Genomic DNA, 25,861 nt, shown 5'->3' on the forward strand with positions numbered 1-25,861 from the left:
CTACAATTGTGGACTTATGGCTCAACCCTTTGATGTATGTATTCGCGGCGCCGGGGTGGTGGGGCGCACGCTCGCCTTGTTGCTGGCGCGCGACCGGCTGCGCGTGGCCCTGGTGGCCGGGCCCACGGCGCCGGCCGCAGCCGCCACCGATGTGCGCGCCTATGCGCTCAACGCCGCGGCGCGCGCGCTGCTCGAATCGCTGCGCGGCTGGCCCGACGACGCCTTTGCCACCGCGGTGCTGGGCATGCAGGTGTGCGGCGATGACGGCGGCGAGGTCAACTTCAGCGCCGCGGCGCAAGGCGCGCCGGCCTTGGCCTGGATTGTCGATGTGCCCGCCCTCGAAGCCCAATTGGCCGAGGCGGTGCGCTACCAGCCGCTGGTCGAGGTTGTGGACGCGCCGCCGCAGAGTGCGGCGCTGACGGTGATCTGCGAGGGCCGCGCCAGCAGCGCGCGCGCGGAATTCGGCGTCGATTTTGACGTGACACCCTATCCGCAGCGGGCGATTGCGGCCCGGCTGGTTTGTGAAAAGTCGCATGGCCAGATCGCGCGCCAGTGGTTTGCGAACAACGAGATCCTGGCGTTTCTGCCGCTGGGCGGTGACCAGGGGAACTCGGTGGCGATTGTGTGGTCTGTCCCGCAGGAGCGTGCGGCGCAGCTGCTGGCCCTGAGCCCCGAAGAATTTGCACGGCAGCTCGGTGTCGCCAGCCACGGCGCCCTGGGCGCGCTGACGCTGGGCAGCGAGCGCGCCGCCTGGCCGCTGCAACTGGCGCGGGCCGGCCGCTGGGTCGGCACGCACGCGGGGAAAAGCTGGGCGCTGGCCGGGGACGCCGCACACACGGTGCATCCGCTGGCCGGGCAAGGACTGAATCTGGGCCTGGCCGATGCGGCGGAGCTGGCCGCGGTATTGCACGAGCGCGACTACTGGCGCAGCGTGGGCGACCTGCGACTGCTGCGCCGCTACGAGCGCGCCCGCAAGGTCGACGTGCTGTCGATGGGGCTGGCCACCGACGGCTTGCAGCAGTTGTTTGCGCGCGGCGCGGGGCCGTTGCAGGCCTTGCGCAACTGGGGCATGAACGGGTTTGAACGCAGCGGGCCGCTGAAGACCTGGCTGGCCCGGCAGGCGATGGGGCTGCGCCGCACCTGAGCTGAATCGCGGCCGCCACGGCAGGAATTGAAAATAACCGGAACCATGATGACGAAATTACTGAAAACCCTGCTGCACACGGTGCTCGCGGTGGCCGCCCTGACGAGCTGCCTGGGCGCCAGCGCCCAGGAGGCGGTGATTCGCAAGAACCTGGCCGAGCGCGTGCCGCAGATGCCGAAGATCGACGAGGTCAGCAAAACCGGCATGCCCGGCCTGTACGAGTTGCGCGTGAACGGCTCCGACATTCTGTACACCGACTCGGAGGGCAATTACCTGATCCAGGGCGCCCTGATCGACACCAAACTGCGCCGCAACCTGACCGAAGAACGCATGGACAAACTCACGGCGGTGGACTTCGCCGCCCTGCCCATCAAGGACGCCTTCACCGTGGTGCGCGGCAACGGCAAGCGCAAGCTGGCCGTGTTCGAGGATCCCAACTGCCCGTACTGCAAGCACTTCGAGCGCGACCTGCAGGCGGTCAACAACGTCACCATCCACATGTTCCTGCTGCCCATCCTGGGGCACGACTCGCCCGAGAAATCAAAGAACGTGTGGTGCGCCAAGGACCGCGCCAAGGCCTGGCAGGACCTGATGCTGAAGGACGCCGCGCCTCCGGCCGCCACCTGCGACACCGGCGCGCTGACCCGCAACCTGGCGTTCGCGACCCGTTACAAAATCACCGGCACGCCGACCCTGTTCTTCGCCGACGGCTCGCGCGTGCCGGGCTACATCGACGCGCAGCAGGTCGAAAAACAGCTGGCTGCCGCCAAATAGACCGCATCGGCCGCACATCTTGAAGTCCCGCTTGATGGTCCCGCCCCTGCACTACCGCGTGGAGGTGGCCGACCTGCACGCGCACCTGTACCGCGTCACGCTCACCATTGCCGAGCCCGCCGCACAGCAGCGCGTGGCGTTGCCGGTGTGGATCCCGGGCAGCTACCTGGTGCGCGAATTCTCCAAGAACCTGCAGCAGTTGCAGGCGCGCCAAGGCACCCGGGCTGCCCCGCTGCGCCAACTCGACAAATGCAGCTGGGAGGTGGAATGCCTGCCGGCCAAGCCGCTGGTGCTCAGCTATGAGGTGTATGCGCTGGACCCTTCGGTGCGCACCGCGTGGCTGGATGCCGCGCGTGGCTTTTTCAATGGCACCAGTTTGTGCCTGCGCGTCCTGGGCCAGGAAGACCAGCCGCATGGGCTGGAACTCGTTGCTAGTCAATCCATAGCGCACTGGCAAGTAGCCACGCCGGCTACAGCGCAAAAGATTGATAAAAAGGGCTTCGGCCGCTACCTCGCCGCCAGTTACGACGAGCTGGTGGACTGCCCGGTGGAAATGGGCACGTTCTTGAGCGGTGCCTTCGTGGCCGCCGGCGTGCCGCACCGTTTTGTCGTGGCCGGCGCAGCGCCCTCGTTCGACTTTGACCGGCTGCTGGCGGACGCCCAAAAAATCTGCGAGGCCGAAATCCGCTTCTGGCATGGCGCCTTTGGCACGGGCGCCCGTGCCAAGGCGCGCGCGCCGCACGCCAACTACCTGTTCATGCTGAACGCCGTGGACGACGGCTACGGCGGGCTGGAACACCGCACCAGCACGGCGCTGATCTGCAACCGCCGCGACCTGCCGCGGCTCGGCGAGAAAAAGCCGCCCGAGGGCTACACGACGCTGCAGGGCCTGATCAGCCACGAATACTTCCACACCTGGAACGTCAAGCGCCTGCGCCCGGAGGAGTTCACGCGTTACGACTACACGCAGGAAAACTACACGCAGCTGCTGTGGTTTTTCGAGGGCTTCACCAGCTACTACGACGACCTGCTGCTGCGCCGCGCCGGTCTGGTCGACGATGCCGGCTACCTGCGCCTGCTGAACAAGACCCTCAACCAGGTGCAGCAGACGCCGGGACGCGCGCTGCAGTCGGTCGCGCAGGCCAGTTTCGACGCCTGGGTCAAGTACTACCGGGTCGACGAGAACACGCCCAACGCCACGGTGAGCTACTACACCAAGGGCGCGCTGGTGGCGCTGTGTTTTGATTTGACGTTGCGCCTGGAAGGCCACACCACGCTCGACCACGTGATGCGCGCCCTGTGGCGGCGCTGCCAGGCCGGCCCCTTGACCGAGGCCGACTTCGCCGCGGTGCTGCAGGAGCTGGGCGGCCGCTCCTTCTCGAAGGAGATCGCCCGCTGGGTGCACGGCACGCGCGAGTTGCCGCTGCGCGACCTGCTCGAGCGGCACGGCGTGGCCGTGCTCGACGAGCCGGCCCAGCTGGCGCAGCGGCTGGGCCTGCGCGTGAGCGAGAGCAACGGCATCCAGGTCAAGACCGTGCTGCGCGGCGGGGCGGCCGAGCGCGCCGGCCTGGCCGCGGGCGACGAATGGCTGGGCGTCCAAGTCGGCACCAAGGCGTCTCCCAGCAGCTGGCGCCTGAACAAGCTCGACGAGCTGCTGCTGTACGCGGGGTCTTCCAGAAAAGTGACCGTCATCATCGCGCGCGACAAGCGCCTGCTGCGGCTGACGCTGGCCCTGCCCCCCGCCGTCACCACGTGGCGTCTGGCCCTGCGCGACGCCGCACTGGCCAAGCCGTGGCTCGCATCCCAGGACTAGGCCGCACGGTTGCCGCACTGACGCTGGCCGTGCTGCTGGCGCACTGGGCCGTGCTGGCCTGGCTGGCCGCCCATTGGCAGGAAACCTCCGTGCTGCGGCCCATGGCCGCGCCGATGCTGACCCGCGAGATCGTGCCCACGGCCCCGGCGCCGCCGCCCGTTCTTCAGAGAAAAGCAGCGCCAGCCCATGCCACACGTGCACACAAAGCTACCAAATCAATAGCAATCGAAGCCACGGCGACCCCGCAGCCGCCCGCCGTGGCGCCGCCGGAGCCTGCCGCCTCCGCGCCCGAGGTGGCCGGCAGCGCCGCCACCGCTACCGCCAGCGCCCCCGAGGCGCCGGCATCCATCCCGGCCGGCACCAACAGCGTCACGCCGCTGGACGACAGCGCCAACCCCCATGCCGCCACGAACTACCTGGACATCTGGCCCGACGACACGCGCCTGATCTATCGTCTCAGTGGCAACTACCGCGGGGCGCTGCACGGCGACGCGCAGGTGCTGTGGCAACGCCAGGGCGACCAGTACCAGTCCCGCATCGAGGTGAACATCGGCTGGCTGCTCAGCATGAGCATGACCAGCCAGGGCAGCATCGCGCCGCCGGGCCTGTTCCCGCGCGTCTATGAAGAGCTGGTGCGCAGCCGGCGCCGCAGCATCGTGCTGGACGAGCACAGCATCCTGCTGCCCAACGGCAACCAGGTGGCGCGCCCGCAGGGAGTGCAGGACACGATCAGCCAGTTCGTCGAACTCGCCTGGCAGTTCAACACCGGGCAGACCGCGCTGCAGGTGGGCCACTCGTTCGACCTGTGGCTGGCGCGCCCCGGCGGCGTGGATCTGTGGACCTACGACGTGCCCGAAGAAGTCACGGTGCCCACCCCGCGACTCGGGCCGGTGCGGGCCTTTCACATCAAGCCGCGCCCGCCAGGCAACCCGCGCGGCACCATCATGGTGGAGATGTGGTTTGCGCCGAGCCTGCAATACCTGCCAGTGCGCGTGCGCCTGAATCTGGATGAGGCGAACTACGTGGACCTGATCGTCGACAAGATCGAGCAGCGCTAGGCATGCCCTCACGCTTGCCGCTGCGTTTCTAGCGCTGGTCCACGACCCGCCTGGCCTTGCCCACACTGCGCTCGATGCCGCCCTCGGGTCGCAGGTCGATCTGCACGCTGGAGCCCACATAGACCTTGATCTCGTGCCGAAGCAGCTGGGCGCTGGCACGCGCCTCCAGGCTCTCGGGCGATACGCCGGGGCGCGTCTCCACCGCCACCGTGAGGTTGTCCATCGGCCCCTCGCGCGTCAGGATGCACTGGTAATGCGGGGCCAGTTCGGCGCGCTTGAGGATCAGCTCCTCGATCTGCGTCGGGAACACGTTCACGCCACGGATGATCATCATGTCGTCGCTGCGACCGGTAATTTTTTCCATGCGGCGCATGGTGCGCGCCGTGCCGGGCAGCAGCCGCGTGAGGTCGCGCGTGCGGTAGCGGATGATGGGCAGCGCCTCCTTGGTCAGGCTGGTGAACACCAGTTCGCCCAGCTCGCCATCGGGCAGCGGCTCGCCCGTGTGGGGGTCGATGATTTCGGGGTAGAAATGGTCTTCCCAGATGGTCGGGCCGTCCTTCGTCTCGATGCACTCGTTGGCCACGCCCGGGCCCATGACCTCCGAGAGGCCGTAGATGTCCACCGCGTCGATCCCCATGCGCTGCTCGATCGCCAGGCGCATGTCGTTGGTCCAGGGCTCGGCGCCGAAGATGCCGATGCGCAGCGAGGAGCTGGCCGGGTCGATGCCGTGGCGCTCGAACTCGTCGGCAATCGCCAGCATGTAGCTGGGCGTGACCATGATGATGTCGGGCTGGAAGTCCTGGATCAGCTGCACCTGGCGCTCGGTCTGGCCGCCGCCGAACGGCACCACCGTCAAGCCGAGTTTTTCCGCGCCGTAGTGCGCGCCCAGGCCGCCCGTGAACAGGCCGTAGCCATAGCTCACATGCACCATGTCGCCGGGGCGCGCGCCGCTGGCGCGAATGCTGCGCGCCACCACCGTGGCCCAGGTGTCGATATCGCGCGCGGTGTAGCCCACCACCGTGGGCTTGCCGGTGGTGCCGCTGGAGGCGTGGATGCGCACCACAGAAGAGCGCGGCACGGCGAACATGCCGAACGGGTAGTGCTCGCGCAGGTCCTTCTTGCTGGTGAGCGGAAATCTGGCCAGGTCGGCCAGGCTGCGGCAATCGTCCGGGTGCACGCCGGCCGCGTCGAACTTCGCGCGGTAGGCCGGAGAATGGGCGTACGCGTGGACCAGCGTGGCCTGCAGCCGCTTGAGCTGCAGTGCGCGCAACTCGTCGATGCTGGCCTTTTCGATCGGCTCGAGCGCAAAAGCCTTCAAATTGCTCATGACGTTTCCTCAATGAGGTGGCCCTTGATCTGCGCGCTCTTGCCGCGAAACAGCGCGACCACCTCGCCATGCTGGTTGCTGACCTTGATATCGTAGATGCCGTGGCGCCCGCTCAGGGTTTGCTCCACGCCCTCGCTGGTCAGCACGTCGCCCAGCCGCCCCGACTTCAAAAACTCGATGCTGCAACCAGCCGCCACCGTGACCTTGTTGTGGCTGTTGCAGGCAAAGGCAAAAGTGGAGTCCGCCAGCGTGAAGATCAGCCCGCCATGGCAAATCTGGTGGCCGTTCAGGTGTTCCTCGCGCACCGTCATGCGCATCGTGGCGCGCCCGGGCTGGCAGCTGACCAGCTCCATCTTCATGAAATCCTTCGACGCGGTGTCGACCGCAAACATCGATTCGCCCACGCGCTTAGCCAACGCTGCGGCGTCCATCATTCCCCTTGAACTGCGCCGGACGCTTTTCCAGGAAGGCCGTCACGCCTTCGATGTAGTCGTGCGTGCGGCCCAGGGCGGACTGCGTGTCGCGCTCCGCATCGAGCTGCTGGTGCAGCGTGCGCGTGCTGCTCTCGCGCAGCAGCTGGCGGGTCGCCACCAGCGCCTTGGTCGGCATCACGGCCAGACGCTGCGCCATCTCCATGGCAGCGGCCACACAGTCGTCCGCCACGTCCCAGATCAGGCCCCACTCCTTGGCTCGCGCGGCCGGCAGTTTGTCGCCGGTCATGGCCAGCGCCATGGCGCGCGCCAGGCCCAGCCGTTCCACCAGGAACCAGCTGCCGCCGGCATCGGGAATCAGGCCGATCTTGCTGAAGGCCTGGATGAAGCTGGCCGTGGGCGCGGCAATCGCGATGTCGCAGGTCATGGCCAGCGAGGCGCCGGCACCGGCCGCGACGCCGTTCACCGCGGCGATTGTGGGCATGCGCAGGCTCTGCAGGCGGCGCGCCGTGGGATTGAAGGCCTGGTCGATGACCGGCCCGGGATTGGCCCGCTCGACCAGTCCGGGGCCGGGCGCAAAGTCAAACTCAGCCAGGTCCGCACCCGCGCAAAAGCCGCGCCCGGCCCCGGTGATCACCAGCGCACGGATGGCCGGGTTGGCCTCGGCGCGGTCCAGCGCGGCCCACAGGTCCTGGTGCATCTGGCGCGTGAAACTGTTGAGGGATTGCGGGCGGTTCAGGGTCACGACGGCGATGCCGCCCTGCTCGCTGTACAAAACGGTGGGTGGGGTAGTGGGTTCGGTCATGCGTGTCTCCTGAAACGGAATTTACCATTGGCCGACCGATCGGTCGGTTAATGGTTTCCCTTGGTTGGTCGTTGGTTATAGTCTGCCTCATCCCAACAGAAAGCCGGAGATGACCATGAGTTACGAAATGATTACGGCCCGCACCGAAGGCGGCAAGGTCGGCGTCGTCACACTGAACCGCCCGAAACAGCTCAACGCGCTGAACAACCAGTTGATGGACGAGCTGGGCCACGCGCTCAAGGGCTTCGACGCCGACGCGGCGATCGGCTGCGTGATCGTCACGGGCAGCGAGAAGGCCTTTGCCGCCGGCGCCGACATCGGCGCGATGGCAACCTACGGTTTTGCCGATGTCTACAAGGGCGACTACATCACGCGCAACTGGGAAACCATCCGCTCCATCCGCAAGCCGGTGATCGCCGCCGTGAGCGGCTTCGCGCTGGGCGGCGGCTGCGAGCTGGCGATGATGTGCGACTTCATCATCGCGGCCGACAACGCGCGTTTTGGCCAGCCCGAAATCAAGCTCGGCATCATTCCCGGCGCCGGCGGCACGCAGCGCCTGCCGCGCGCGGTGGGCAAGGCCAAGGCCATGGACATGGCGCTCACGGGCCGCATGATGGACGCCACGGAGGCCGAGCGCGCCGGCCTGGTGAGCCGCGTGGTGGCGCTGGACAAATTGATGGACGAGGCGCTGGGCGCAGCGCTGATGATCTGCGACTACTCGCAAATCGCCGTGATGGCGGCCAAGGAGTCGGTGAACCGCGCCTTCGAAGGCTCCTTGAGCGACGGCATCATGTTCGAGCGCCGCCTGTTCCATGCGATGTTTGCCACCACCGACCAGAAGGAAGGCATGGACGCGTTCGTGAACAAGCGCAAGCCCGAATTCAAGAACCAGTGAGATGGTGCCGGAGCCGTCACGTTATAATAGAGGGCTCAGGCGCTTTAGCTCAGTCGGTTAGAGCGATGGAATCATAATCCACAGGTCCGCGGTTCGAATCCGTGAAGCGCCACCAGAATTCCAAGAAGGCTGCCAAGTCAACGACTTGGCAGCCTTTGGTTTTTTGCAAGCCCCTGCCCATCGGGGCCGCCCGTGCGCCTAAAGTAATCCTTGGCCGAACTCGTTCGATAGCGAGTTTGACATCACATCACCATGTATCTACAATGTAGACACTTTTGGAGTTTGAGATGGAAGCCGTCATCAAAAAATGGGGAAACAGCCCCGCCGTTCGCCTCCCCGTCGCCCTCATGAAGCTCGCCACGCTCACCCTTGAGCAAAAGGTGAATGTCACGGCCGTGGAAGGCAAGATCATCATCGAGCCTCTGGACCATGTCGAGTACCGCCTCGAGGATCTTGTCAAAGGCATCACGCGCAGCAACTCGCATGCCGAAGTCAGCTTCGGCGCTCCGGTTGGCAAGGAAGCCCTCTGATGGCGACTCGCGGGTATGTCCCGGACAGTGGCGACGTGGTCTGGCTGCAATTTGATCCGCGAGCCGGCCACGAGCAGGCGGGACACCGCCCGGCGCTGGTGATCAGCCCGGCGGCCTACAACGCCAAGTCCGGTCTGATGGTCTGCTGCCCGATGTCCACGAAGATCAAGGGGCACCCTTTTGAAGTCGTAACCGAGGTGGATGGCGTTCCAAGCGCCATCCTGTCCGATCAGGTGAAGTCCCTTGACTGGAAGGTTCGTCGAGCCAAGCGGAAATCCGCCGTGAGCCCTGAGGTCATGCTTCACGTCCGGGCCAAGATCAAAGCACTTCTTGTGCTCAAATAGCGATGTTTGCTTGAGCTTGCCGCTCGGTAATACTCAAGTTTTTTGGGGCGCCACCATTGCGCCCTCCCAACCCAGCCTCTGGATGTAACCATGAATCGCTGCCCAAAATTCCCATCCGTTATTTTTTCGATAGCGCTCTGCGCCCTATTGACGGGGTCTATCGCCACGTTTTCTTCGCAAGCCCGCGCGCAGGCGGAGATGCAGACGATGCATCGTCACTTTCCGAAGGCGGCCCTGCGCGGCGAGCTGGTGGTCACGGCGCCGCCCGCGGTCCAGCTCGATGGGCAGGCAGATCGGCTCTCACCGGGCGCGCGCATTCACGGCGCGCAGAACATGCTGGTGATGTCGGGCGCACTCGTGGGGCAGGATTTGACCGTCAACTACCTGCGCGACGCGGCCGGTCTGGTGAGTGAAGTATGGATTCTCAACCCCGAGGAAGCCCGGGAGCGGCGCGCGGGGGCCCAGCCGGCGCGCAATTTTCTCTTCAGCTCCGAGGTGAACACCACCCCCAGGGACGACGGCAAGACGCCGTTCAACCAGTTGCCCGTGTACCCGCAGCAATAAGCCGGCGCACTGGCGCAGCCCCGGTTTTTAACAAAATCGGCCTGTAGCCCATATCGGGTATACGCCAGACACTATCGATTCAATAGCACTCCACACGAGAGGTCGCCATGACCAAAAAAGTCTTCATCAAAACTTTCGGCTGCCAGATGAACGAGTACGATTCGGGCAAGATGCTCGACGTGCTGCACGCGGCGCAGGGCTACGAGGCCACGCCCAACGTGGACGAGGCCGACCTGATCCTGTTCAACACCTGCTCGGTGCGCGAGAAGGCGCAGGAGAAGGTGTTCAGCGACCTGGGTCGCGTCAAGCACCTGGCGCGGCGCGGTGCGAGGATCGGCGTGGGTGGCTGCGTGGCCAGCCAGGAGGGCGCGGCCATCATCGAGCGCGCGCCGTATGTGGACATCGTGTTCGGCCCGCAGACGCTGCACCGCCTTCCCGAACTGCTGGACGCGCGCGAACGGCAGAACCGCCCGCAGGTCGACATCAGCTTTCCGGAGATTGAGAAATTCGATCACCTGCCGCCCGCGCGCGTGGACGGCGCCAGCGCCTTTGTCAGCATCATGGAAGGCTGCTCCAAGTACTGCAGCTACTGCGTCGTGCCCTACACGCGCGGCGAGGAAGTCTCGCGTCCACTTGACGACGTGCTGGTCGAGGTCGCCGGGCTGGCGGACCAGGGCGTGAAGGAAGTCACGCTGCTGGGCCAGAACGTCAACGCCTGGCGCGGCAAGATGGGTGACACGGCCGAGATCGCCGACTTCGCGCTGCTGATCGAGTACGTGGCCGAGATCCCCGGCATCAAGCGCATCCGCTACACCACCAGCCACCCGAACGAGTTCACGCAGCGACTGATCGACGTGTACGCGCGCGTCCCCAAGCTGGTGAGCCACCTGCATCTGCCGGTACAGCACGGCTCGGACCGCATCCTGATGGCGATGAAGCGCGGCTACACCGCCATGGAATACAAGAGCACCGTCCGCAAGCTGCGCGCGATCCGCCCCGAGCTGGCCATGAGCTCGGACTTCATCGTCGGCTTCCCCGGCGAGACCGAGGACGACTTCAACAAGATGATGAAGCTGATCGACGACGTGGGCTACGACACCTCGTTCAGCTTTATCTTCAGCCCGCGCCCGGGCACGCCGGCCGCCAACCTGATGGATGAGACACCGCACGAGGTCAAGCTGCGCCGGCTGCAGCAGTTGCAGGCGCGGCTGGACGAGAGCGTGCGTGCCATCAGCGCGAGCCGCCAGGGCACGGTGCAGCGCATTCTGGTGGAAGGGCCATCGCGCAAGGACCCGGCCGTGTTCACCGGGCGCACCGAATGCAATCGTCTGGTGCTGTTCCCGGGCCAGCCGCGGCTCACGGGCCAGATGGTGGATGTGCGCGTCACCGAGGCCAGCCAGCGCTGGCTGCGCGGCGAGGTGCTGCTACAGGAAAGCACACTGCTCGCTTGAGCATTAGCTATCGATTTGATAACTATTAGCGTCCGCCGCAAAAGGGCTGGCAGCCTGTTTCTGTTGTGAAGTCGATCAGAACGGCATTTTCGGCATGCCCTTCATGCCGCCCATGCGCTTCATCATTTTCATCATGCCGGCGCCCTTCATCTTTTTCATCATGCCCTGCATCTGCTCGAATTCACCCAGCAGGCGGTTCACTTCCTGCACGTGAACGCCGGCGCCGGCCGCGATGCGACGCTTGCGCGTGGCCTTGATCAGGTCGGGCTTGCGGCGCTCCAGCGGCGTCATGCTCTGGATGATGCCTTCCTTGCGCTTGATGTCTTTCTCGGCCTTGTTCATGTCGACCTGGCCGGCCTTGGCCGCCATCTGCGCGGGCAGCTTGTCGAGCAGGCTGGACAGGCCCCCCATCTGCTTCATTTGCTGCAGCTGGCCCAGGAAATCGTTGAGGTCGAAGGCCGCGCCGCTCTTGACCTTGGCCGCCAGCCTTTGCGCGGCCTCGACGTCGACCCCGGCCGTGACCTGTTCGACCAGCGCCACGATGTCGCCCATGCCCAGGATGCGCCCGGCATGACGCTCCGCGTCGAACACCTCCAGGCCGTCGAGCTTTTCGCTGGTACCGGCGAACTTGATCGGCGCGCCGGTGATCTGGCGCACCGACAGCGCCGCACCGCCGCGCGAGTCGCCGTCGAGCTTGGTCAGGATGATGCCGGTCAGCGGCAGCGCCTCCTTGAAGGCGCGGGCAGTATTGATCGCGTCCTGGCCCTGCATGGCATCGACCACGAACAGCGTCTCCACCGGAGCGAGCGCGGCGTGCAACTCCTTGATCTCGCGCATCAACACCTCGTCGATGGCGAGCCGGCCGGCCGTGTCAACCAGCAGCACGTCGAAGAAATGCTTGCGCGCGTAGTCGATCGCGGCGCGCGCGATGTCGACCGGCTTTTGCTCGGGCGTGCTCGGAAACCACTCGGCCCCGGCCTGCTGCGTCACCATCTTGAGCTGCTCGATGGCGGCCGGCCGATACACGTCACCCGAGACCGTCAGCACCTTCTTCTTGCGCTTTTCAATCAGGTGCTTGGCCAGCTTGGCGGTGGTGGTGGTCTTGCCGGCGCCCTGCAGGCCGGCCATCAGGATCACGGCGGGCGGCTGCGCGGCCAGGTTGATGTCGCTGATGCCCTCGCCCATGGTGTGGCTGAGCTCGCGGTTCACGATGCCGACCAGTGCCTGCCCCGGCGAGAGCGAGCCCATCACCTCCTGCCCGAGCGCTTTTTCCTTGACGCGCGCAATGAAGTCGCGCACCACGGGCAGCGCCACGTCGGCCTCGAGCAGGGCCATGCGCACCTCGCGCAGCATGTCCTGCACGTTGGCCTCGGTGATGCGGGCCTGGCCGCGCATTTCCTTGACGAGGCGGGAGAGTTTGTCGGTGAGAGCGGAGGCCATGAAGAGGGTCGATGCGCTGAACGCGCAGCCTGTAGTGGGGACGGGTGAATGCCGGGGACGTCGGGCGGGGATGATCGAGCCGCTAAACTGTATCCCATGATTTTACCCAGTGCGAGCCCGATCACCGAGATCCTGAGTGTGGCGGTCGCGCTCGCCTACACGGTGCCGGCCGCGGCGGCCGCCCGCATGAGCGCGCCCGCGGCCCGCGCCTGGTTGATGCTCGGCTGGCTGCTGCACGCGCTGGTACTGGGCTGGGGACTGCTGGGTGACACGCCGCGCTTCGGATTTGCGCCGGCGCTGTCCATGACGGCCTGGCTGGTGCTGACCATGTACGGCGTGGAGAGCCATCTGTTTCCGCAGTTGCCGGTGCGCTGGGCGCTGGCGGCGCTGGGCGGTATCGCCGTGCTGCTGCCGCTCGCGTTTCCGGGCGCGCACCTGCATGCCGCCTCGCCCTGGCTGCCGCTGCATCTGGCACTGGGCATCGCGTCCTACGGCCTGTTCGCCGCCGCGGTGCTGCACGCCTGGCTCATGACGCGCGCCGAGAGGCAGATCCGCCTGGCCGCCGACGCCCGCACCGGCGTGCCGCTGCTCACGCTGGAGCGGCTGACCTTCCGCTTCGTGACGGTCGGCTTCATCCTGCTCTCGGCCACCTTGCTGGCGGGCTGGTTTTTCGCGGAAACCCTGTACGGCCCGACCGGCACGGGCCCGGGCTGGCAGTGGGACCACAAGACCGTTTTTTCCATCCTGTCGTGGCTCACGTTCGCGGTGCTGCTACTGGGCCGAGCGCGCTTTGGCTGGCGCGGACGCAAGGCGGTGCGGTTCCTGTATGCGGGCTCCGGGCTGCTGTTGCTGGCCTATGTCGGCTCGCGCTTCGTGCTGGAAGTCATTTTGGGACGCACCCCATGAAGTTCATCCTCATGCTGGCGGTGGCGCTGGCCGGCATCTGGTTGTGGCGCACACACCGGCAGGCAGAGCGGGCGCCGCGGCGCGACGCACCCCCGCCGCCCCAACCGCTGCTGCAGGACATGGTGCGCTGTCCGGTGTGTACGGTGCATGTGCCCAGGACCGAAGCGGTGCCGGGCCGGCAGGGCCTGTATTGCTGCGCCGAGCATCGGCGCCGGGCCGAGGGCTGAATGAGCCGTTCGCCGGACGCCTCCTCCTGGTTTGGGCCCCTGGAGTCCGAGCGCAGCAGCCAGCCGGTGCATCAGAATCTGGCGATCGTGCGGCTGTGGCGCGGCTTCATGACGGCACGCGCCATGATCGGCCTGCTGCTGTTGCTGCTGCAGGGCTCGATCTACGGGCTTGGCCAGCCGGTCAACAAATGGCTGGTCGCCCTGTGCGCGGCCTATCTGGCCGCGGCGCTGGCGGTGCGAATTTTTGCGCGCCCCCGGTGGCCGGGCCAGAGCTTCGATCCGCAGTGGGTGTTCACCATCGGTGTGGATGTCGTGGTCTTCTCGGCGCTGCAGTTTTTGCAGACCAGCGCGATCAACTACACGCCCCTGTTTGCGCTGCCCGTGTTATTGGCGTCGGTGCTCGGCTCGGTCCTGCTGGCGCTGGGCACGGCCGCCGGCGTGACCCTGATCCTGCTGGTGGAGGCCTGGCACGTGTCGCTGCAGGCCCCCGGCGACATGGCGTCGCATTTCCTGCAGGCCGGCCTGGCGGGCATCGGCTTGTTCATCGTCGCGTTTTTGACGCACCAGCTCGCCTCGCGGCTGGTACGCGAGGAGCTGCGGGCGCGCCGCAGCGGGCTCGCGGTACGGATCCAGACCCATGTCAACGAGCTGGTGATCGAGAGCCTGACCGACGGCGTGCTGGTGGTCGATGCCAGGAGCGTGGTGCGCGCCGCCAATCCGGCCGCAAGGCAGCTGCTCGGTGCCGACGGGCCGGCGCCCATGGCACCGTTCGTGCTGGATTCGCAGCCCGCCTGGCGCGCCGTGGCCGAACTGGCGCGCCTGACGTTTCTGCAGCGCGGCGACCAGATCGCCGATCTGGCCATTGATCATGCGGGGCACAACGCCTGCCGCGTGCGCGCCCGCACGCGCCTGACAGCGACCCACGAAGAGGAGGTCGAGAGCCTGTGCGTCATGTTCCTGCAGGACCTGCGCGAGATGGAGGCGCGCTTGCGCACCGAAAAGCTGGCCGCCATGGGGCGCATGTCGGCCGCCGTGGCACATGAAATACGCAACCCGCTGGCGGCCATCACCCAGGCGAATGCCCTGCTCGGCGAGGACCTGACCGAGCCGGCGCAGCAGCGCCTGGCGCTGATGGTGCAGCAGAACGCGCAAAGGCTGTCGCGCATCGTCGAGGACGTACTCGACGTATCGCGGGCGCAGCAAAAATCGGACTTGTCCCTGCCCGCCTCGCTGAGCCTGGATGCCACGATCCGGGACATCTGCATGGATTGGGCGCGGCAAGCCAGCAGCGGCCGCTCGATCGGGCTGGCGCTTGCCGCGGCCAATGTCCTGATCGCATTCGACGCAGACCACCTGCGCCGTGTGCTGGTGAACCTGCTGGACAATGCCTTGCGTTACGCGGGCCCTGCGCCGGACTCGCTGCAGGTCTCGACCCACGCCTCCATGACCGGCCAGGCGACGCTGCGGGTCTGGAGCGACGGCGCTCCGCTGGAGCCCAGCGTGCAGCGCCATTTGTTCGAGCCCTTTTTCTCGTCGGAGAGCCGCTCCAGCGGCCTGGGCCTGTACATCTGCCGCGAGTTGTGCGAGCGCCATGGTGCGGTCATCGGCTATGACCGCGCGCGCAAACGTCTGGCCGGCGGCGTGCGCGACGGCAACGAATTTTTCGTGGCCTTTCGGCCGACCACGCCTGCATTTGACACAATGCGCGCTTAAGCAATGTCAGCCAACCCTTCCCCCTCCCCGGCGCAGGTCCTGGTCGTCGACGACGAGCCCGACCTGCGCGACCTGTATGAGCTCACGCTGACCCGCGAGGGCTATCACGTGGACGCCGCGGCCAATCTTGCCCAGGCCTGGCTTTGCCTGAAAGAAAAGCGCTTCGATGCGGTGATTACCGACATGCGCCTGCCCGACGGCCTGGGCATGGAACTGCTCACCGGCATGCAGGCACAACAGCGTGCGGAGCGCTGCATCGTGATGACGGCCTACGGCTCCGCCGAAAACGCGGTGGAAGCCCTGAAGGCCGGCGCGTTCGACTACCTCACCAAGCCGGTGGACCTGAAGCAGTTCCGCACGGTGGTGGCCTCCGCCATCCAGGACACCGGCCAGATTTATAAAAGTGGGCGTGGCACACCGGGTCCGGCCAAGGCCGCCGGCGCGCTGGATCGGCTGGACAGCGAACCGGCTTCGCTGCGGCGCATGGTCGGTGACTCCGAGCCGATGCGCCTAGTCAAGCAGCGCATCGTCAAGGTGGCGCGCAGCATGGCGCCGGTATTGGTACGCGGCGAGTCCGGCACCGGCAAGGAACTGGTTGCGCGCGCCATCCACGCCTGCAGCCATCGCGCGGAGGCTCCCTTTGTCGCCGTGAACTGCGGCGCCATTCCGGAGAATCTGCTGGAGGCCGAATTCTTCGGCGCCAAAAAGGGCTCCTACACCGGCGCCACCCAGGATCGTGATGGCTACTTCCAGGCGGCGCGCAAGGGTACGTTGTTCCTCGATGAAATCGGCGACCTGCCGCTGGCCATGCAGTCCAAGCTGCTGCGCGCCATCCAGGAGCGCAGCGTGCGCTCACTGGGCTCGACGCAGGAAGATGCGGTGGACGTGCGCATCGTCAGCGCCACGCACAAGGATCTGGCCGCCGATGTAGCGGCCGGGCGCTTTCGGCAGGACCTGTTTTTCCGTCTCAACGTGATTGAGATTGCAGTGCCCCCGCTGCGCGAGCGGCGCAGCGACCTGCCGGCCCTGTGCGAGGCGCTGCTGGCCAAAATTGCCCAGGAGTCCGACATGCCGGTGCCCGCGCTCTCAAGCGCCCTGCTGGCGCAACTGGCCTCGCACCCCCTGAGCGGCAACGTCCGCGAGCTCGAAAACCTGCTGCATCGCGCCGTGGCGCTAAGCGACGGCAGCGAGTTGCATGTGGACTTTGTTCCGGGTCAGCCCTCCAACGGCCCGCCTGCCGTGACGGGCGATCTGCAAAGCTATCTGGACCAGCAGGAGCGCGAAGTGCTGGTCAAAACGCTCACCGAGACCGGCTTCAACCGCACCGCTGCGGCGGCACGGCTGGGTTTGAATCTGCGCCAGATCCGTTACCGCATTGCACGCCTGAACATCACCACCCCGTTTGGTGACGATGCGCATGACGATACCCCCTGATCGCCACCCCGCCAGCACCCTATGGCAGGACGGCTGGTACCGTTTTGCGCGCGTGCTGCGCTCACCCAACGCCGGGGAGCGCCCGGCCAACGCGCTGATCGACCTGATCGTGCTGCACTCGATCAGCCTGCCGCCCGGGCACTACGGCGGCGACGAGGTGCTGCAGCTGTTCACCAATACGCTGCACTGGGATGCCCACCCCTACTTCGAATCGATTCGTGGCATGCAGGTGTCGGCCCACTTCTTCATTCGCCGCAATGGGGAACTATGGCAGTTCGTCAGCTGCGATGCGCGCGCCTGGCACGCGGGGCGCTCGCATTACCGCGGACGCGACAACTGCAACGACGACTCGATCGGCATTGAACTGGAAGGAGTGGAGGGCGAGGCGTTCGAGGCCGCCCAGTATGAAACCCTGGCGGGCCTGTGTGCCGCGCTGGCGCAGCGCTACCCGGTGGCCTATATCGCCGGTCACGAACACATCGCCCCGGGTCGCAAGCAGGATCCGGGCAACGGCTTTCGATGGGCTTTTTTGCAACGCGCACTGGGCTGGCGAACTCAGTGTTTTCCCGCTGGTGCGATGCCATTTCACGACGCTTGAATTTATTTTTGCGGAATCATTTTTCGCATCTACAGGCCGCCGCCAAAGTATGCGCCAAAGTACGCAGCCAACCCGCAAGCGGTGATGCGCGGAAAAAATCCCCGAAAGGCGCATATTTGCTTGATCTGCGGGAACAGCGCGTGCGCTGGCAACGCCTGCGGGTCCATCACCGGCATCTGACGCAGTGCGTGCAAACCCACTCGCCCCCGTGAGGTTTTCGGGTCTGCGCGCCAATCCTCCGTTTCTGGGGCGATACACTACAGGTAGTGGCTTGAGTTAGCGCGAAACACTAGCTATAGTGTCTCCATCGCGTAGCAGCCGGGGGCTTTGACAACCGTTTCGAGTCTGCCCGCCAGGCCATTGCCCCCCACAAAAATTGCGAAAGACGAGGAAACAATGCAAGCAACTTCAAACCAGTCTCTCCCTGCCAGCACCAACCACCCTGCAGGCACTTCCAGCACCCGGGGAACCGACAGCGCGGGCGCCCTGGCCGCCAGCCCGCTGGCGCACTACCAGATCATCCGGCGCAACGGCTCCGTCGTGCCGTTCGAGCCGAACAAGATTGCCGTGGCCATGATGAAGGCATTCCTGGCCGTACATGGCACGCAGGGCGCCGCATCGGCCAGCGTGCGCGAGGTGGTCGACAGCCTGACCCAGGGCGTGGTGCGCGCCATGATGCGCTCGCGCCCGGGCGGTGGCACCTTCCATATTGAAGACGTGCAGGACCAGGTGGAATTGGGCCTGATGCGCGGTGGCCACCACGAAATCGCACGAGCCTATGTGCTGTACCGGGAGCGGCGCACCCAGGAGCGGGCGCAGCAGGCCACGCAGGCGGCGCCCAAGGCGCCTACGCTGCACGTGCTCGACGGTGGTCAGCGCGTGGCGCTGGACCTGAACCGGCTGCAGGGTTTGATCGAATCGGCCTGCGCCGGCCTGGGTGCCGACATCCGGCCCGACCCGATCGTGGCCGAGACCATGCGCAACCTGTACGACGGCGTCCCCATGGACGAGGTCTACAAGGCGTCGATCCTGGCCGCGCGCACGCTGATCGAGAAAGACCCCGATTACACCTACGCCACGGCGCGCCTGCTGCTGCACACCATTACCCGGGAAGTGCTGGGCGTGGAAGCCACCCAGGCCGAGATGGCGCAGCAATATGCCGACTACTTCCCCCTGGGCATCAAGAAGGGCGTGGAGGCCGAGCTGCTCGACGAGCGGCTGCTGCAGTTCGACCTGAAGCAACTGGGCGCCGCACTCAAGGCCGAGCGCGACCTGCAGTTTGACTACCTGGGCCTGCAAACCCTGTACGACCGCTACTTCCTGCACGTGCGCAAGAGCCGCATCGAGCTGCCGCAGGTGTTCTTCATGCGCGTGGCCATGGGCCTGGCGCTGAACGAAATCGACCGCGAGGCGCGCGCCATCGAGTTCTACGAAGTGCTGTCGTCGTTCAACTTCATGTCCAGCACCCCGACCCTGTTCAACAGCGGCACGCTGCGCTCGCAGCTCTCGTCGTGCTACCTGACCACGGTGCCGGACGACCTCGACGGCATTTACGAATCCATCAAGGAAAACGCACTGCTGTCCAAGTTTGCCGGCGGCTTGGGCAATGACTGGACGCGCGTGCGCGCGCTGGGCAGCCACATCAAGGGCACGAATGGCGAATCGCAGGGCGTGGTGCCGTTCCTCAAGGTCGTCAACGACACCGCCGTGGCCGTGAACCAGGGCGGCAAGCGCAAGGGGGCCGTGTGCACCTACCTGGAATCGTGGCACCTGGACATCGAGGAATTCCTGGAGCTGCGCAAGAACACCGGCGACGACCGCCGACGCACGCACGACATGAACACCGCCAACTGGGTTCCCGACCTGTTCATGCGCCGCGTCATGGAAAAGGGCGAGTGGACGCTGTTCTCGCCCAACAACGTGCCGGATCTGCATGACAAGTTCGGGGCCGACTTCGAGAAGGCCTACGTGGCCTACGAAGAGCGCGCGGCGCGCGGCGAGATCAAGCCCTGCCGTACGGTGCAGGCCAGTGACCTGTGGCGCAAGATGCTGACCATGCTGTTCGAGACCGGCCATCCCTGGATCACCTTCAAGGATGCCTGCAACGTACGTTCGCCGCAGCAGCACGTAGGCGTGGTGCACTCCTCCAACCTGTGCACCGAAATCACGCTCAACACCAGCGACACCGAAACCGCGGTCTGCAACCTGGGCTCGGTGAACCTGTTGCAGCACCTGAAGGCGGCGCCCGAAGGCCAGGCCGGCGGCACCCAGGTGCTGGATCACGACAAGCTCAAGAAAACCATCACCACGGCGATGCGCATGCTCGACAACGTGATCGACATCAACTACTACGCGGTCAAGAAGGCACGCGACTCCAACATGCGCCACCGCCCGGTGGGCCTGGGCCTGATGGGATTCCAGGACAGCCTGTACGAGCTGCGTATTCCCTACGCGAGCCAGGCCGCGGTGGAATTCGCCGACCAGTCAATGGAAGCGATTTGTTACTACGCCTACTGGGCCTCCACCGAGCTGGCCAGGGAGCGCGGCAAGTATGCGAGCTACAAGGGCTCGCTGTGGGACAAGGGCGTTTTGCCGCTCGACACGCTGGAGCTGCTGGCACAGGCGCGCGGCGGTTATGTCGAAGTAGACCGCTCCTCGACGATGGACTGGGAGGCCCTGCGCCACAAGATTGCCCAGGACGGCATGCGCAATTCCAATTGCGTGGCCATCGCGCCGACCGCCACCATCTCCAACATCATCGGCGTGGATGCCTCGATCGAGCCCTGCTTCGGCAACCTGTCGGTCAAGTCCAACCTGTCGGGCGAGTTCACCGTGATCAACGGCGGTCTGGTGCGCGACCTCAAGCGTTTGGGCCTGTGGGACGACGTGATGGTGATGGACCTCAAGCACTTCGATGGTTCGCTGCGTCCGATCGACCGCGTGCCGCAGGAAATCAAGGCGCTGTACTCGACCGCGTTTGAAGTCGAAGCCACCTGGCTGGTGGAAGCCGCGGCACGCCGCCAGAAGTGGATCGACCAGGCGCAGTCGCTCAACATTTACATGGCCGGCGCCTCGGGCAAGAAGCTCGACGACACCTACAAGCTGGCCTGGTTGCGCGGCCTGAAGACCACCTACTACCTGCGCACCATGAGCGCCACGCATGCGGAAAAATCAACGGTCACGGCCGGCCGTTTGAATGCCGTGACCTCGAGCGGGGAAGCCAAAGGCGGCGCCGGCACGAGTGCACTCGATGCCGCGGCGGCGGCCGCACGATCGCAGATGAACGCGATGCCGGCAACCGACATCCAGTTCTGCGGCGTTGACGATCCGACGTGCGAGTCCTGCCAATAAATCAAGCCGCACTGCATCTCGAAATTGCGATGCAATTGAGCAACACAATATGACAGCGATGTGAATGAGCACTTTGCATTTCACATCGCTGCTTTCATAATCTGAGCATTGGAAAATCTATGTTGACCTGGGACGAAGAAGTCAAGCCCTCATTGCCTGCAGCACCAAACAGCGGTTTGCGAAACAACCGCGGGGTGGAACTCCCGCCTCTTTTTTCTCCCTCTCCCGCTACCGGCCCACAGCCTGCATTGCGCACCCTGAATGACGGTGCCGTGATGCCCGCGCCGGCCGTTGCGCGCGCAATCCCTCCCACGCTTGTACCCGCCGCGAGCGGTGAACGCCGCCGCGTCAACGCCTCCGACAAGCGCATCATCAACGGCCAGACCGACGTCAACCAGCTGGTGCCGTTCAAGTACAAGTGGGCCTGGGAAAAATACCTCGCCACCTGCTCCAACCACTGGATGCCGCAAGAAATCAACATGACGCGCGATATCGCGTTGTGGAAGGACCCGAACGGGCTGACCGAAGACGAGCGGCGCATCGTCAAGCGCAACCTCGGCTTCTTCGTCACCGCCGATTCGCTGGCCGCCAACAACATCGTGCTCGGCACCTACCGCCACATTACGGCGCCCGAATGCCGCCAGTTCCTGCTGCGTCAGGCGTTCGAAGAAGCCATCCATACGCACGCCTACCAGTACATCGTGGAGTCGCTGGGCCTGGACGAAGGCGAGATCTTCAATGCCTATAACGAAGTGCAGTCGATCCGCGACAAGGACGAGTTCCTGATCCCGTTCATCGAGGCCATCAGCGACCCGAACTTCCATACCGGCACACCCGAGACCGATCAGACGCTACTCAAGTCGCTGATCGTCTTTGCCTGCCTGATGGAGGGCCTGTTCTTCTATGTCGGCTTCACGCAAATCCTCGCGCTGGGCCGCCAAAACAAGATGACCGGTGCGGCCGAGCAGTACCAGTACATCCTGCGCGACGAGTCCATGCACTGCAATTTCGGTATCGACCTGATCAACCAGCTCAAGCTGGAAAATCCGCAGCTGTGGACGGCCGAATTCAAGACCGAGATCCGTGCCCTGTTCATGAAGGCGGTGGAGCTCGAGTACAAATACGCCGAGGACACCATGCCGCGCGGCGTGCTCGGCATGAACGCCTCCATGTTCAAGGGCTACCTGCGCTACATCGCGAACCGGCGTGCCACGCAGATCGGACTCGAGGAGCTGTTCCCGAACGAGACCAATCCGTTCCCGTGGATGAGCGAAATGATTGACCTGAAGAAAGAGCGCAACTTCTTTGAAACCCGCGTGATCGAGTATCAGTCGGGCGGTGCGCTTTCCTGGGATTGAAGCATTCCTATAACCATAATGAAATCAAGAATCGCACAGACTGTTGATCGCGCCGCAGAGCGTGGCGACAGCCTGTGTTCCCGTGTTCATGGTGCTGGACATTGTTCCAACACCATGGATCGCTTCATGCAAACCAACAAGCATGAAGTGCTCTTTGCAATTTGATCAAGGAGAAAATGATGGCAACTGCGAAAAAACCGGCCGCAAAAAAGGCCGCACCTGCGAAGAAAGCTCCTGCTAAAAAAGTAGCGGCGAAAAAAGCGCCGGCCAAGAAGGCCGCTGCGAAGAAAGCCCCTGCCAAAAAAGTAGTGGCGAAAAAAGCGCCAGCCAAGAAGGCTGTAGCGAAGAAGGCTCCTGCCAAAAAAGCAGCAGCAAAAAAAGCGCCGGCGAAAAAAGCCGTAGCCAGGAAAGCCCCGGCGAAGAAGGCGCCAGCGAAGAAAGCGGCCGCCAAGAAAGCCCCGGCGAAAAAGCCGGCCGCCAAGAAAGCAGCAAAAAAACCCGCTGCGAAGAAAGCCGCGAAAGCACCCGCTGCCAAAGCAGCCCCGGCGCCGGCTGCCCCTGCGGCTCAGACGACTCTGAACCCGCAGGCGGCGTGGCCGTTTCCTACGGCCAGCAAGCCGTAAACAGCCAACAGCGGCTTGCCGCTTTCCAGGCCCGGTGTTGCAAAACATCGGGCTTTTTCATGTCTGTCGCAAGCGCAGTGACTACCCCCTTGAGCGGGTGCAATAAATAAATTGCTATCAAAATATGAGCCTCCTGTCTATGTGCCGTGTGGTCTACAGACCGATTTCTTTCAAATCCAGCGTGTAGTTCTGCGGCCCGCGCTGGGCAATCTTGAGCGCGCCGATGCGGTTCCCCAGCGCGGCGCAGCGCGCCAGGCTCCAGCCCTGTTCCAGCCCATACAGCAGCGCGCCGCGGTAGGCGTCGCCACAGCCCGTCGGATCCACCACCGCGCTCGCCTTGACTGGCGGCACCAGGGTTTTTTCGCCATCGACCCACACTTCGCTGCCCTCGGCGCCCAGCGTCACGATCAGGCCTTGCACGCGGCGTGAGAGCTCGGCACTGCTCCAGCCCGTGCGATCGCTGAGCATCTTGCCTTCGTAGTCGTTCACCGTGACCCAGGCAGCGAGCTCGACGAAGTGCGCCAGTTCCTTGCCATCGAACATCGGCAGTCCCTGGCCCGGATCGAACACAAAGGGAATGCCGGCCGCCTTGAACTGCTCGGCGTGCTGCAGCATCGCGTCGCGGCCGTCGGGCGAGATGATGCCCAGCCGCACGTCGCTGCGCGGCGCAATCTTCGTGAGGTGCGCCTGCTGCATGGCACCGGGATGGAAAGCGGTGATCTGGTTGTTGGCCATATCGGTCGTGATGAAGCACTGCGCGGTGTAGGTATCGCCGACCTCGCGCACGAACTCGGTGCTGATGCCCTGCGCCCTCAAGCGCGCGATGTAATCCAGGCCATCACTGCCGACGGTGGCCATCGGCAGCGGGTTGCCGCCGAGCAGTTTCAGGCCGTAGGCGATGTTGCCGGCGCAGCCGCCGAAGTCACGGCGCAGCGCAGGCACCAGGAACGAGATGTTGAGGATGTGCAGCTGATCCGGCAGGATCTGCTCGGCGAACCGGCCCTCGAAGGTCATGATGGTGTCAAAAGCCAGGGAGCCACAAATGATTGCTGCCATAAGTTTGGGATAAAAAGATGTCAGGGATAGAAGGCCAGCACGCGGTAACCCGCAATACGGGCCGCGATAGCGTTGTCCGCCACGCTGACAGGAAGCGAGCCGGTCCACTCGCCGCCCGCAGTCAGCACGGCCGCGGCGCCCAGATCGGTGGGCAACAGAACCCGGCGCAGCACCGGCTGATCCTGTGTGTCGGTCAGCGCCAGCTCAACGCTGGGCATGGCGAGTGCGACGGGCGCGGTATTCTTGATCGTGAGGCTGAGCTGGTAAACATTGTCACGGACTTTTTTGAACGACGAGCTGTCAACCACAATGGATTCAATCTGCCGCAGCGGCGCCACCGTGCAGCGCAGCGGGACGCACAGCCCCTGCAACAGGCCCCGGGTGCGCGGCTCGAAGGCGGCAATCCTGTCGCGCTCGTGGATTGCCCACTGCAGCCCCAGCAACACCAGCAACACAGCGCACGCCACCATCAGCAGGCGGCGAATCCGCGGGCGCTCCCACAACGCCTTGCGGTGGGCTTCCCGCACAAACGACACCTCCTGCAGGGCCGGGTCGGGGGCCGGGCCCGGCTCCTCCGGCGAAGGCGCCGCACTCGGCTCTGTCAGAAACCCGCTCACGGGCGCAGGCGACGGCTCGCCCGGCAGCACGTCCAGGGGTTCGTCCCAGGGCGCGGGCCACAGCACCTCATCCGCAAGGCCAGGTTCTGCAGATGCGCCTGGATCCATGTCCGGCTGTATTTCAGTCGGCGGCAGATCTACGCCTGGCGGCAGCGCCCAGGACTCGGTGTCAGTGTCCTGCTCGATGATTCCGGCGGCGGCCGCCCCCTCGGGCCCGGCGTCGGGCGCCGCCGGCGTCGCCCCCATCGCATTGCCGCCATGGGGCACCGAGGCCACCGACGGGGCCGGCGCTGCCATCAACGATTCCGGTAGCAGGTGCTCGGGCGCCTCGAAAACCTCGGTGCATTGCCCGCAGCGCACCCAACCGTCGGAAATCCTGAGTTGGTCGGGCACGACTTTGAACATCGTCCCGCAGGCAGGGCAGCGTGTGATCAGGCTCATGGGTAACGGATTGTAGGGTCGCCGCGCGGCCCTGGCGCCGCACCACGATTCACAGCGTGGCGGTCATCAGTATCCAGCCGTCTTCGCTGTCGGCCACCACCAACCGCGCATACGGCGCATAAGCCGCCTTGAGCTCGTCGGCCTGGCGCTCCAGAATCCCCGCCATGACGAGCGAGCCGCCGGGCGCGACGTGCGCGCACAGCAGCGGCGCCAACACCTTGAGCGGCGTGGCCAGGATATTCGCCAGCACCGTCTGGTAGCGGCCCGTCGCCCGATCGGGCAGGCCGGCCTGCAGGCGCACGGCATTGGCCTGCGCATTCAGCTTCGTGGACTCGACCGCTGCGCCGTCGATGTCGACCGCATCGATGTCCACGGCGCCAAATTTCGCCGCGCCAATGGCCAGAATCCCGGAGCCGCAGCCGTAGTCGAGCACCCGGCCCAACGGATTGCCCGCGGCGTGTTGCCCGCCAGCACGGCCATGCTGCGCAATCCAGCGCAGGCACATGCGCGTGGTGGGATGCGTGCCCGTGCCAAAGGCCAGCCCCGGATCCAGCCGGATGATCGTGCGGGCCTGCGCCGGCGGCTCATGCCAGGTCGGAACGATCCAGAACTCGGGCGTGACCTCGACCGGCGCAAATTGCGATTGCGTCAGGCGCACCCAGTCCTGATCGGGCACCAGACTGATGCCGAGCAACCGGCATTCATCAAAGAAATCCTGCGCAGACAGCAAGGATGCTGCCTCTTTAGCTACTAACTCTGTAGCAAACAAAGCCAGCACGCGCGAGCGCTGCCAGCCGTCCTTCGGAGGCGGCATGCCGGGTTCGCCAAACAGGGCCTGCTCCGCGTCGGTCTGGGCATCAAAGTCTTCCACGGACACGCTCAGCGCATCGAGCGCCTCCAGCGCCTCGCTGAAGGTCTCGACCCGGTCCTGCGGGCACATCAGGCTCAGTTCAAACATGCG

24 protein-coding genes and 1 tRNA gene are annotated in these 25,861 nt (G+C 65.2%); 18 read left to right on the forward strand and 7 right to left on the reverse strand.

The genetic code is table 11. The features are described from left to right. Window positions 1-16 precede the first annotated feature (16 nt). Genes EUB48_RS18160 through EUB48_RS18175 form a run of 4 tightly spaced genes read left to right on the forward strand, consistent with a single transcriptional unit; the run spans window position 17 to window position 4,789 of the window. Entirely contained in the window at window positions 17-1,144 is a 1,128-nt protein-coding gene (locus tag EUB48_RS18160; protein ID WP_142820433.1) for an FAD-dependent monooxygenase, read from the forward strand. Window positions 1,145-1,192: 48 nt separating this feature from the next. Further along, window positions 1,193-1,918, forward strand: a complete 726-nt coding sequence (locus EUB48_RS18165) for a DsbC family protein (protein ID WP_420821421.1) — start codon at window positions 1,193-1,195, stop codon at window positions 1,916-1,918. Window positions 1,919-1,952: 34 nt separating this feature from the next. Beyond that, window positions 1,953-3,731 (forward strand): M61 family metallopeptidase, encoded by a 1,779-nt coding sequence (locus tag EUB48_RS18170; protein WP_142820435.1) that lies wholly within the window; start codon window positions 1,953-1,955, stop codon window positions 3,729-3,731. Then, window positions 3,710-4,789: a DUF3108 domain-containing protein gene (locus tag EUB48_RS18175; protein ID WP_142820436.1), complete on the forward strand. Its 1,080-nt coding sequence runs from the start codon at window positions 3,710-3,712 to the stop codon at window positions 4,787-4,789. The genes EUB48_RS18170 and EUB48_RS18175 overlap by 22 nt, the downstream gene beginning before the upstream one ends. 28 nt (window positions 4,790-4,817) lie before the next feature. Here the strand turns inward: EUB48_RS18175 and paaK are convergent, their stop codons facing one another. Genes paaK through EUB48_RS18190 form a run of 3 tightly spaced genes read right to left on the reverse strand, consistent with a single transcriptional unit; the run spans window position 4,818 to window position 7,352 of the window. Continuing rightward, window positions 4,818-6,116 (reverse strand): phenylacetate--CoA ligase PaaK, encoded by a 1,299-nt coding sequence (gene paaK, locus EUB48_RS18180; RefSeq protein WP_142820437.1) that lies wholly within the window; start codon window positions 6,114-6,116, stop codon window positions 4,818-4,820. Next, window positions 6,113-6,550 (reverse strand): hydroxyphenylacetyl-CoA thioesterase PaaI, encoded by a 438-nt coding sequence (gene paaI / locus EUB48_RS18185; protein WP_142820438.1) that lies wholly within the window; start codon window positions 6,548-6,550, stop codon window positions 6,113-6,115. Before paaI ends, paaK begins: the two co-directional genes overlap by 4 nt. Next, on the reverse strand, window positions 6,525-7,352 hold the full coding sequence (locus tag EUB48_RS18190; RefSeq protein WP_142820439.1) for an enoyl-CoA hydratase-related protein: 828 nt from the start codon (window positions 7,350-7,352) through the stop codon (window positions 6,525-6,527). Before EUB48_RS18190 ends, paaI begins: the two co-directional genes overlap by 26 nt. Window positions 7,353-7,467: 115 nt before the next feature. On the opposite strand from EUB48_RS18190, the gene EUB48_RS18195 reads away from it, so the two are divergent. From EUB48_RS18195 to miaB, 6 genes are all read left to right on the forward strand, one after another. After that, window positions 7,468-8,247 (forward strand): enoyl-CoA hydratase, encoded by a 780-nt coding sequence (locus EUB48_RS18195; RefSeq protein ID WP_142820440.1) that lies wholly within the window; start codon window positions 7,468-7,470, stop codon window positions 8,245-8,247. A gap of 38 nt (window positions 8,248-8,285) precedes the next feature. Next, window positions 8,286-8,362 (forward strand) — tRNA-Met (locus tag EUB48_RS18200). 172 nt (window positions 8,363-8,534) lie between these two features. Continuing rightward, window positions 8,535-8,777, forward strand: coding sequence for an AbrB/MazE/SpoVT family DNA-binding domain-containing protein (locus EUB48_RS18205; protein ID WP_210411661.1), 243 nt, complete (start codon window positions 8,535-8,537; stop codon window positions 8,775-8,777). Then, window positions 8,777-9,121 carry an endoribonuclease MazF gene (gene mazF / locus EUB48_RS18210; RefSeq protein ID WP_142820442.1) on the forward strand — a complete coding sequence of 115 codons (345 nt, stop codon included), beginning with the start codon at window positions 8,777-8,779 and terminating at the stop codon, window positions 9,119-9,121. Before EUB48_RS18205 ends, mazF begins: the two co-directional genes overlap by 1 nt. Before the next feature lie 207 nt (window positions 9,122-9,328). Next, on the forward strand, window positions 9,329-9,685 hold the full coding sequence (locus tag EUB48_RS18215; protein WP_244618262.1) for a hypothetical protein: 357 nt from the start codon (window positions 9,329-9,331) through the stop codon (window positions 9,683-9,685). A 107-nt stretch (window positions 9,686-9,792) separates the two neighbouring features. Beyond that, window positions 9,793-11,136: a tRNA (N6-isopentenyl adenosine(37)-C2)-methylthiotransferase MiaB gene (gene miaB, locus EUB48_RS18220; RefSeq protein ID WP_142820444.1), complete on the forward strand. Its 1,344-nt coding sequence runs from the start codon at window positions 9,793-9,795 to the stop codon at window positions 11,134-11,136. A 75-nt stretch (window positions 11,137-11,211) separates the two neighbouring features. Here miaB and ffh read toward each other — a convergent pair whose 3' ends face one another. Then, on the reverse strand, window positions 11,212-12,576 hold the full coding sequence (ffh, locus tag EUB48_RS18225; RefSeq protein ID WP_142820445.1) for a signal recognition particle protein: 1,365 nt from the start codon (window positions 12,574-12,576) through the stop codon (window positions 11,212-11,214). A gap of 96 nt (window positions 12,577-12,672) precedes the next feature. Between ffh and EUB48_RS18230 the strand changes: the two genes are divergently transcribed. The 8 genes from EUB48_RS18230 to EUB48_RS18265 all read left to right on the forward strand — a co-directional run bounded on the left by EUB48_RS18230 (window position 12,673) and on the right by EUB48_RS18265 (window position 22,786). Then, window positions 12,673-13,482: a cytochrome C assembly family protein gene (locus EUB48_RS18230; protein WP_142820446.1), complete on the forward strand. Its 810-nt coding sequence runs from the start codon at window positions 12,673-12,675 to the stop codon at window positions 13,480-13,482. Next, the gene (locus EUB48_RS18235) at window positions 13,479-13,709 is read left to right on the forward strand and encodes a PP0621 family protein (protein ID WP_244618263.1); all 231 of its coding nucleotides are present in this window, start codon (window positions 13,479-13,481) and stop codon (window positions 13,707-13,709) included. Before EUB48_RS18230 ends, EUB48_RS18235 begins: the two co-directional genes overlap by 4 nt. Continuing rightward, window positions 13,710-15,422 (forward strand): sensor histidine kinase, encoded by a 1,713-nt coding sequence (locus tag EUB48_RS18240; RefSeq protein WP_142820447.1) that lies wholly within the window; start codon window positions 13,710-13,712, stop codon window positions 15,420-15,422. Between the two features lie 3 nt (window positions 15,423-15,425). Then, window positions 15,426-16,856 (forward strand): sigma-54-dependent transcriptional regulator, encoded by a 1,431-nt coding sequence (locus EUB48_RS18245; RefSeq protein ID WP_142820448.1) that lies wholly within the window; start codon window positions 15,426-15,428, stop codon window positions 16,854-16,856. Continuing rightward, on the forward strand, window positions 16,840-17,454 hold the full coding sequence (gene ampD / locus EUB48_RS18250) for a 1,6-anhydro-N-acetylmuramyl-L-alanine amidase AmpD (protein ID WP_142820449.1): 615 nt from the start codon (window positions 16,840-16,842) through the stop codon (window positions 17,452-17,454). Before EUB48_RS18245 ends, ampD begins: the two co-directional genes overlap by 17 nt. A gap of 396 nt (window positions 17,455-17,850) precedes the next feature. Beyond that, the gene (locus EUB48_RS18255) at window positions 17,851-20,805 is read left to right on the forward strand and encodes a ribonucleoside-diphosphate reductase subunit alpha (RefSeq protein WP_142820450.1); all 2,955 of its coding nucleotides are present in this window, start codon (window positions 17,851-17,853) and stop codon (window positions 20,803-20,805) included. Between the two features lie 119 nt (window positions 20,806-20,924). Beyond that, the gene (locus EUB48_RS18260; RefSeq protein ID WP_142820451.1) at window positions 20,925-22,163 is read left to right on the forward strand and encodes a ribonucleotide-diphosphate reductase subunit beta; all 1,239 of its coding nucleotides are present in this window, start codon (window positions 20,925-20,927) and stop codon (window positions 22,161-22,163) included. Window positions 22,164-22,342: 179 nt separating this feature from the next. After that, complete coding sequence (locus EUB48_RS18265) at window positions 22,343-22,786, forward strand: histone H1-like DNA-binding protein (protein ID WP_142820452.1); 444 nt, start codon at window positions 22,343-22,345, stop codon at window positions 22,784-22,786. Window positions 22,787-22,939: 153 nt separating this feature from the next. Here EUB48_RS18265 and EUB48_RS18270 read toward each other — a convergent pair whose 3' ends face one another. From EUB48_RS18270 to prmA, 3 genes are read right to left on the reverse strand one after another with little or no spacing between them, the layout of a single operon-like run. Then, complete coding sequence (locus tag EUB48_RS18270) at window positions 22,940-23,842, reverse strand: carbohydrate kinase family protein (protein ID WP_142820453.1); 903 nt, start codon at window positions 23,840-23,842, stop codon at window positions 22,940-22,942. A 20-nt stretch (window positions 23,843-23,862) separates the two neighbouring features. Further along, window positions 23,863-24,900, reverse strand: coding sequence for a DUF3426 domain-containing protein (locus EUB48_RS18275; RefSeq protein WP_142820454.1), 1,038 nt, complete (start codon window positions 24,898-24,900; stop codon window positions 23,863-23,865). A 49-nt stretch (window positions 24,901-24,949) separates the two neighbouring features. Continuing rightward, window positions 24,950-25,858, reverse strand: coding sequence for a 50S ribosomal protein L11 methyltransferase (gene prmA, locus EUB48_RS18280; RefSeq protein ID WP_142820455.1), 909 nt, complete (start codon window positions 25,856-25,858; stop codon window positions 24,950-24,952). Between the last annotated feature and the right edge of the window lie 3 nt (window positions 25,859-25,861).

The organism is Rhodoferax sediminis (assembly GCF_006970865.1).
Lineage (GTDB): Bacteria > Pseudomonadota > Gammaproteobacteria > Burkholderiales > Burkholderiaceae_C > Rhodoferax_A > Rhodoferax_A sediminis.

Bases quoted from the DNA above. Each gene is read 5' to 3' on its own strand.
- prmA (WP_142820455.1), bottom strand. From the start codon at position 25,858: ATGTTTGAACTGAGCCTGATGTGCCCGCAGGACCGGGTCGAGACCTTC.
- EUB48_RS18255 (WP_142820450.1), top strand. From the start codon at position 17,851: ATGCAAGCAACTTCAAACCAGTCTCTCCCTGCCAGCACCAACCACCCT.
- EUB48_RS18230 (WP_142820446.1), top strand. From the start codon at position 12,673: ATGATTTTACCCAGTGCGAGCCCGATCACCGAGATCCTGAGTGTGGCG.
- EUB48_RS18215 (WP_244618262.1), top strand. From the start codon at position 9,329: ATGCATCGTCACTTTCCGAAGGCGGCCCTGCGCGGCGAGCTGGTGGTC.
- ampD (WP_142820449.1), top strand. From the start codon at position 16,840: ATGACGATACCCCCTGATCGCCACCCCGCCAGCACCCTATGGCAGGAC.
- EUB48_RS18275 (WP_142820454.1), bottom strand. From the start codon at position 24,900: ATGAGCCTGATCACACGCTGCCCTGCCTGCGGGACGATGTTCAAAGTC.
- EUB48_RS18245 (WP_142820448.1), top strand. From the start codon at position 15,426: ATGTCAGCCAACCCTTCCCCCTCCCCGGCGCAGGTCCTGGTCGTCGAC.
- EUB48_RS18195 (WP_142820440.1), top strand. From the start codon at position 7,468: ATGAGTTACGAAATGATTACGGCCCGCACCGAAGGCGGCAAGGTCGGC.
- EUB48_RS18170 (WP_142820435.1), top strand. From the start codon at position 1,953: ATGGTCCCGCCCCTGCACTACCGCGTGGAGGTGGCCGACCTGCACGCG.
- mazF (WP_142820442.1), top strand. From the start codon at position 8,777: ATGGCGACTCGCGGGTATGTCCCGGACAGTGGCGACGTGGTCTGGCTG.
- ffh (WP_142820445.1), bottom strand. From the start codon at position 12,576: ATGGCCTCCGCTCTCACCGACAAACTCTCCCGCCTCGTCAAGGAAATG.
- EUB48_RS18190 (WP_142820439.1), bottom strand. From the start codon at position 7,352: ATGACCGAACCCACTACCCCACCCACCGTTTTGTACAGCGAGCAGGGC.
- EUB48_RS18165 (WP_420821421.1), top strand. From the start codon at position 1,193: ATGACGAAATTACTGAAAACCCTGCTGCACACGGTGCTCGCGGTGGCC.
- EUB48_RS18240 (WP_142820447.1), top strand. From the start codon at position 13,710: ATGAGCCGTTCGCCGGACGCCTCCTCCTGGTTTGGGCCCCTGGAGTCC.
- miaB (WP_142820444.1), top strand. From the start codon at position 9,793: ATGACCAAAAAAGTCTTCATCAAAACTTTCGGCTGCCAGATGAACGAG.
- EUB48_RS18235 (WP_244618263.1), top strand. From the start codon at position 13,479: ATGAAGTTCATCCTCATGCTGGCGGTGGCGCTGGCCGGCATCTGGTTG.
- EUB48_RS18160 (WP_142820433.1), top strand. From the start codon at position 17: ATGGCTCAACCCTTTGATGTATGTATTCGCGGCGCCGGGGTGGTGGGG.
- paaI (WP_142820438.1), bottom strand. From the start codon at position 6,550: ATGATGGACGCCGCAGCGTTGGCTAAGCGCGTGGGCGAATCGATGTTT.
- EUB48_RS18270 (WP_142820453.1), bottom strand. From the start codon at position 23,842: ATGGCAGCAATCATTTGTGGCTCCCTGGCTTTTGACACCATCATGACC.
- EUB48_RS18205 (WP_210411661.1), top strand. From the start codon at position 8,535: ATGGAAGCCGTCATCAAAAAATGGGGAAACAGCCCCGCCGTTCGCCTC.
- paaK (WP_142820437.1), bottom strand. From the start codon at position 6,116: ATGAGCAATTTGAAGGCTTTTGCGCTCGAGCCGATCGAAAAGGCCAGC.
- EUB48_RS18260 (WP_142820451.1), top strand. From the start codon at position 20,925: ATGTTGACCTGGGACGAAGAAGTCAAGCCCTCATTGCCTGCAGCACCA.
- EUB48_RS18265 (WP_142820452.1), top strand. From the start codon at position 22,343: ATGGCAACTGCGAAAAAACCGGCCGCAAAAAAGGCCGCACCTGCGAAG.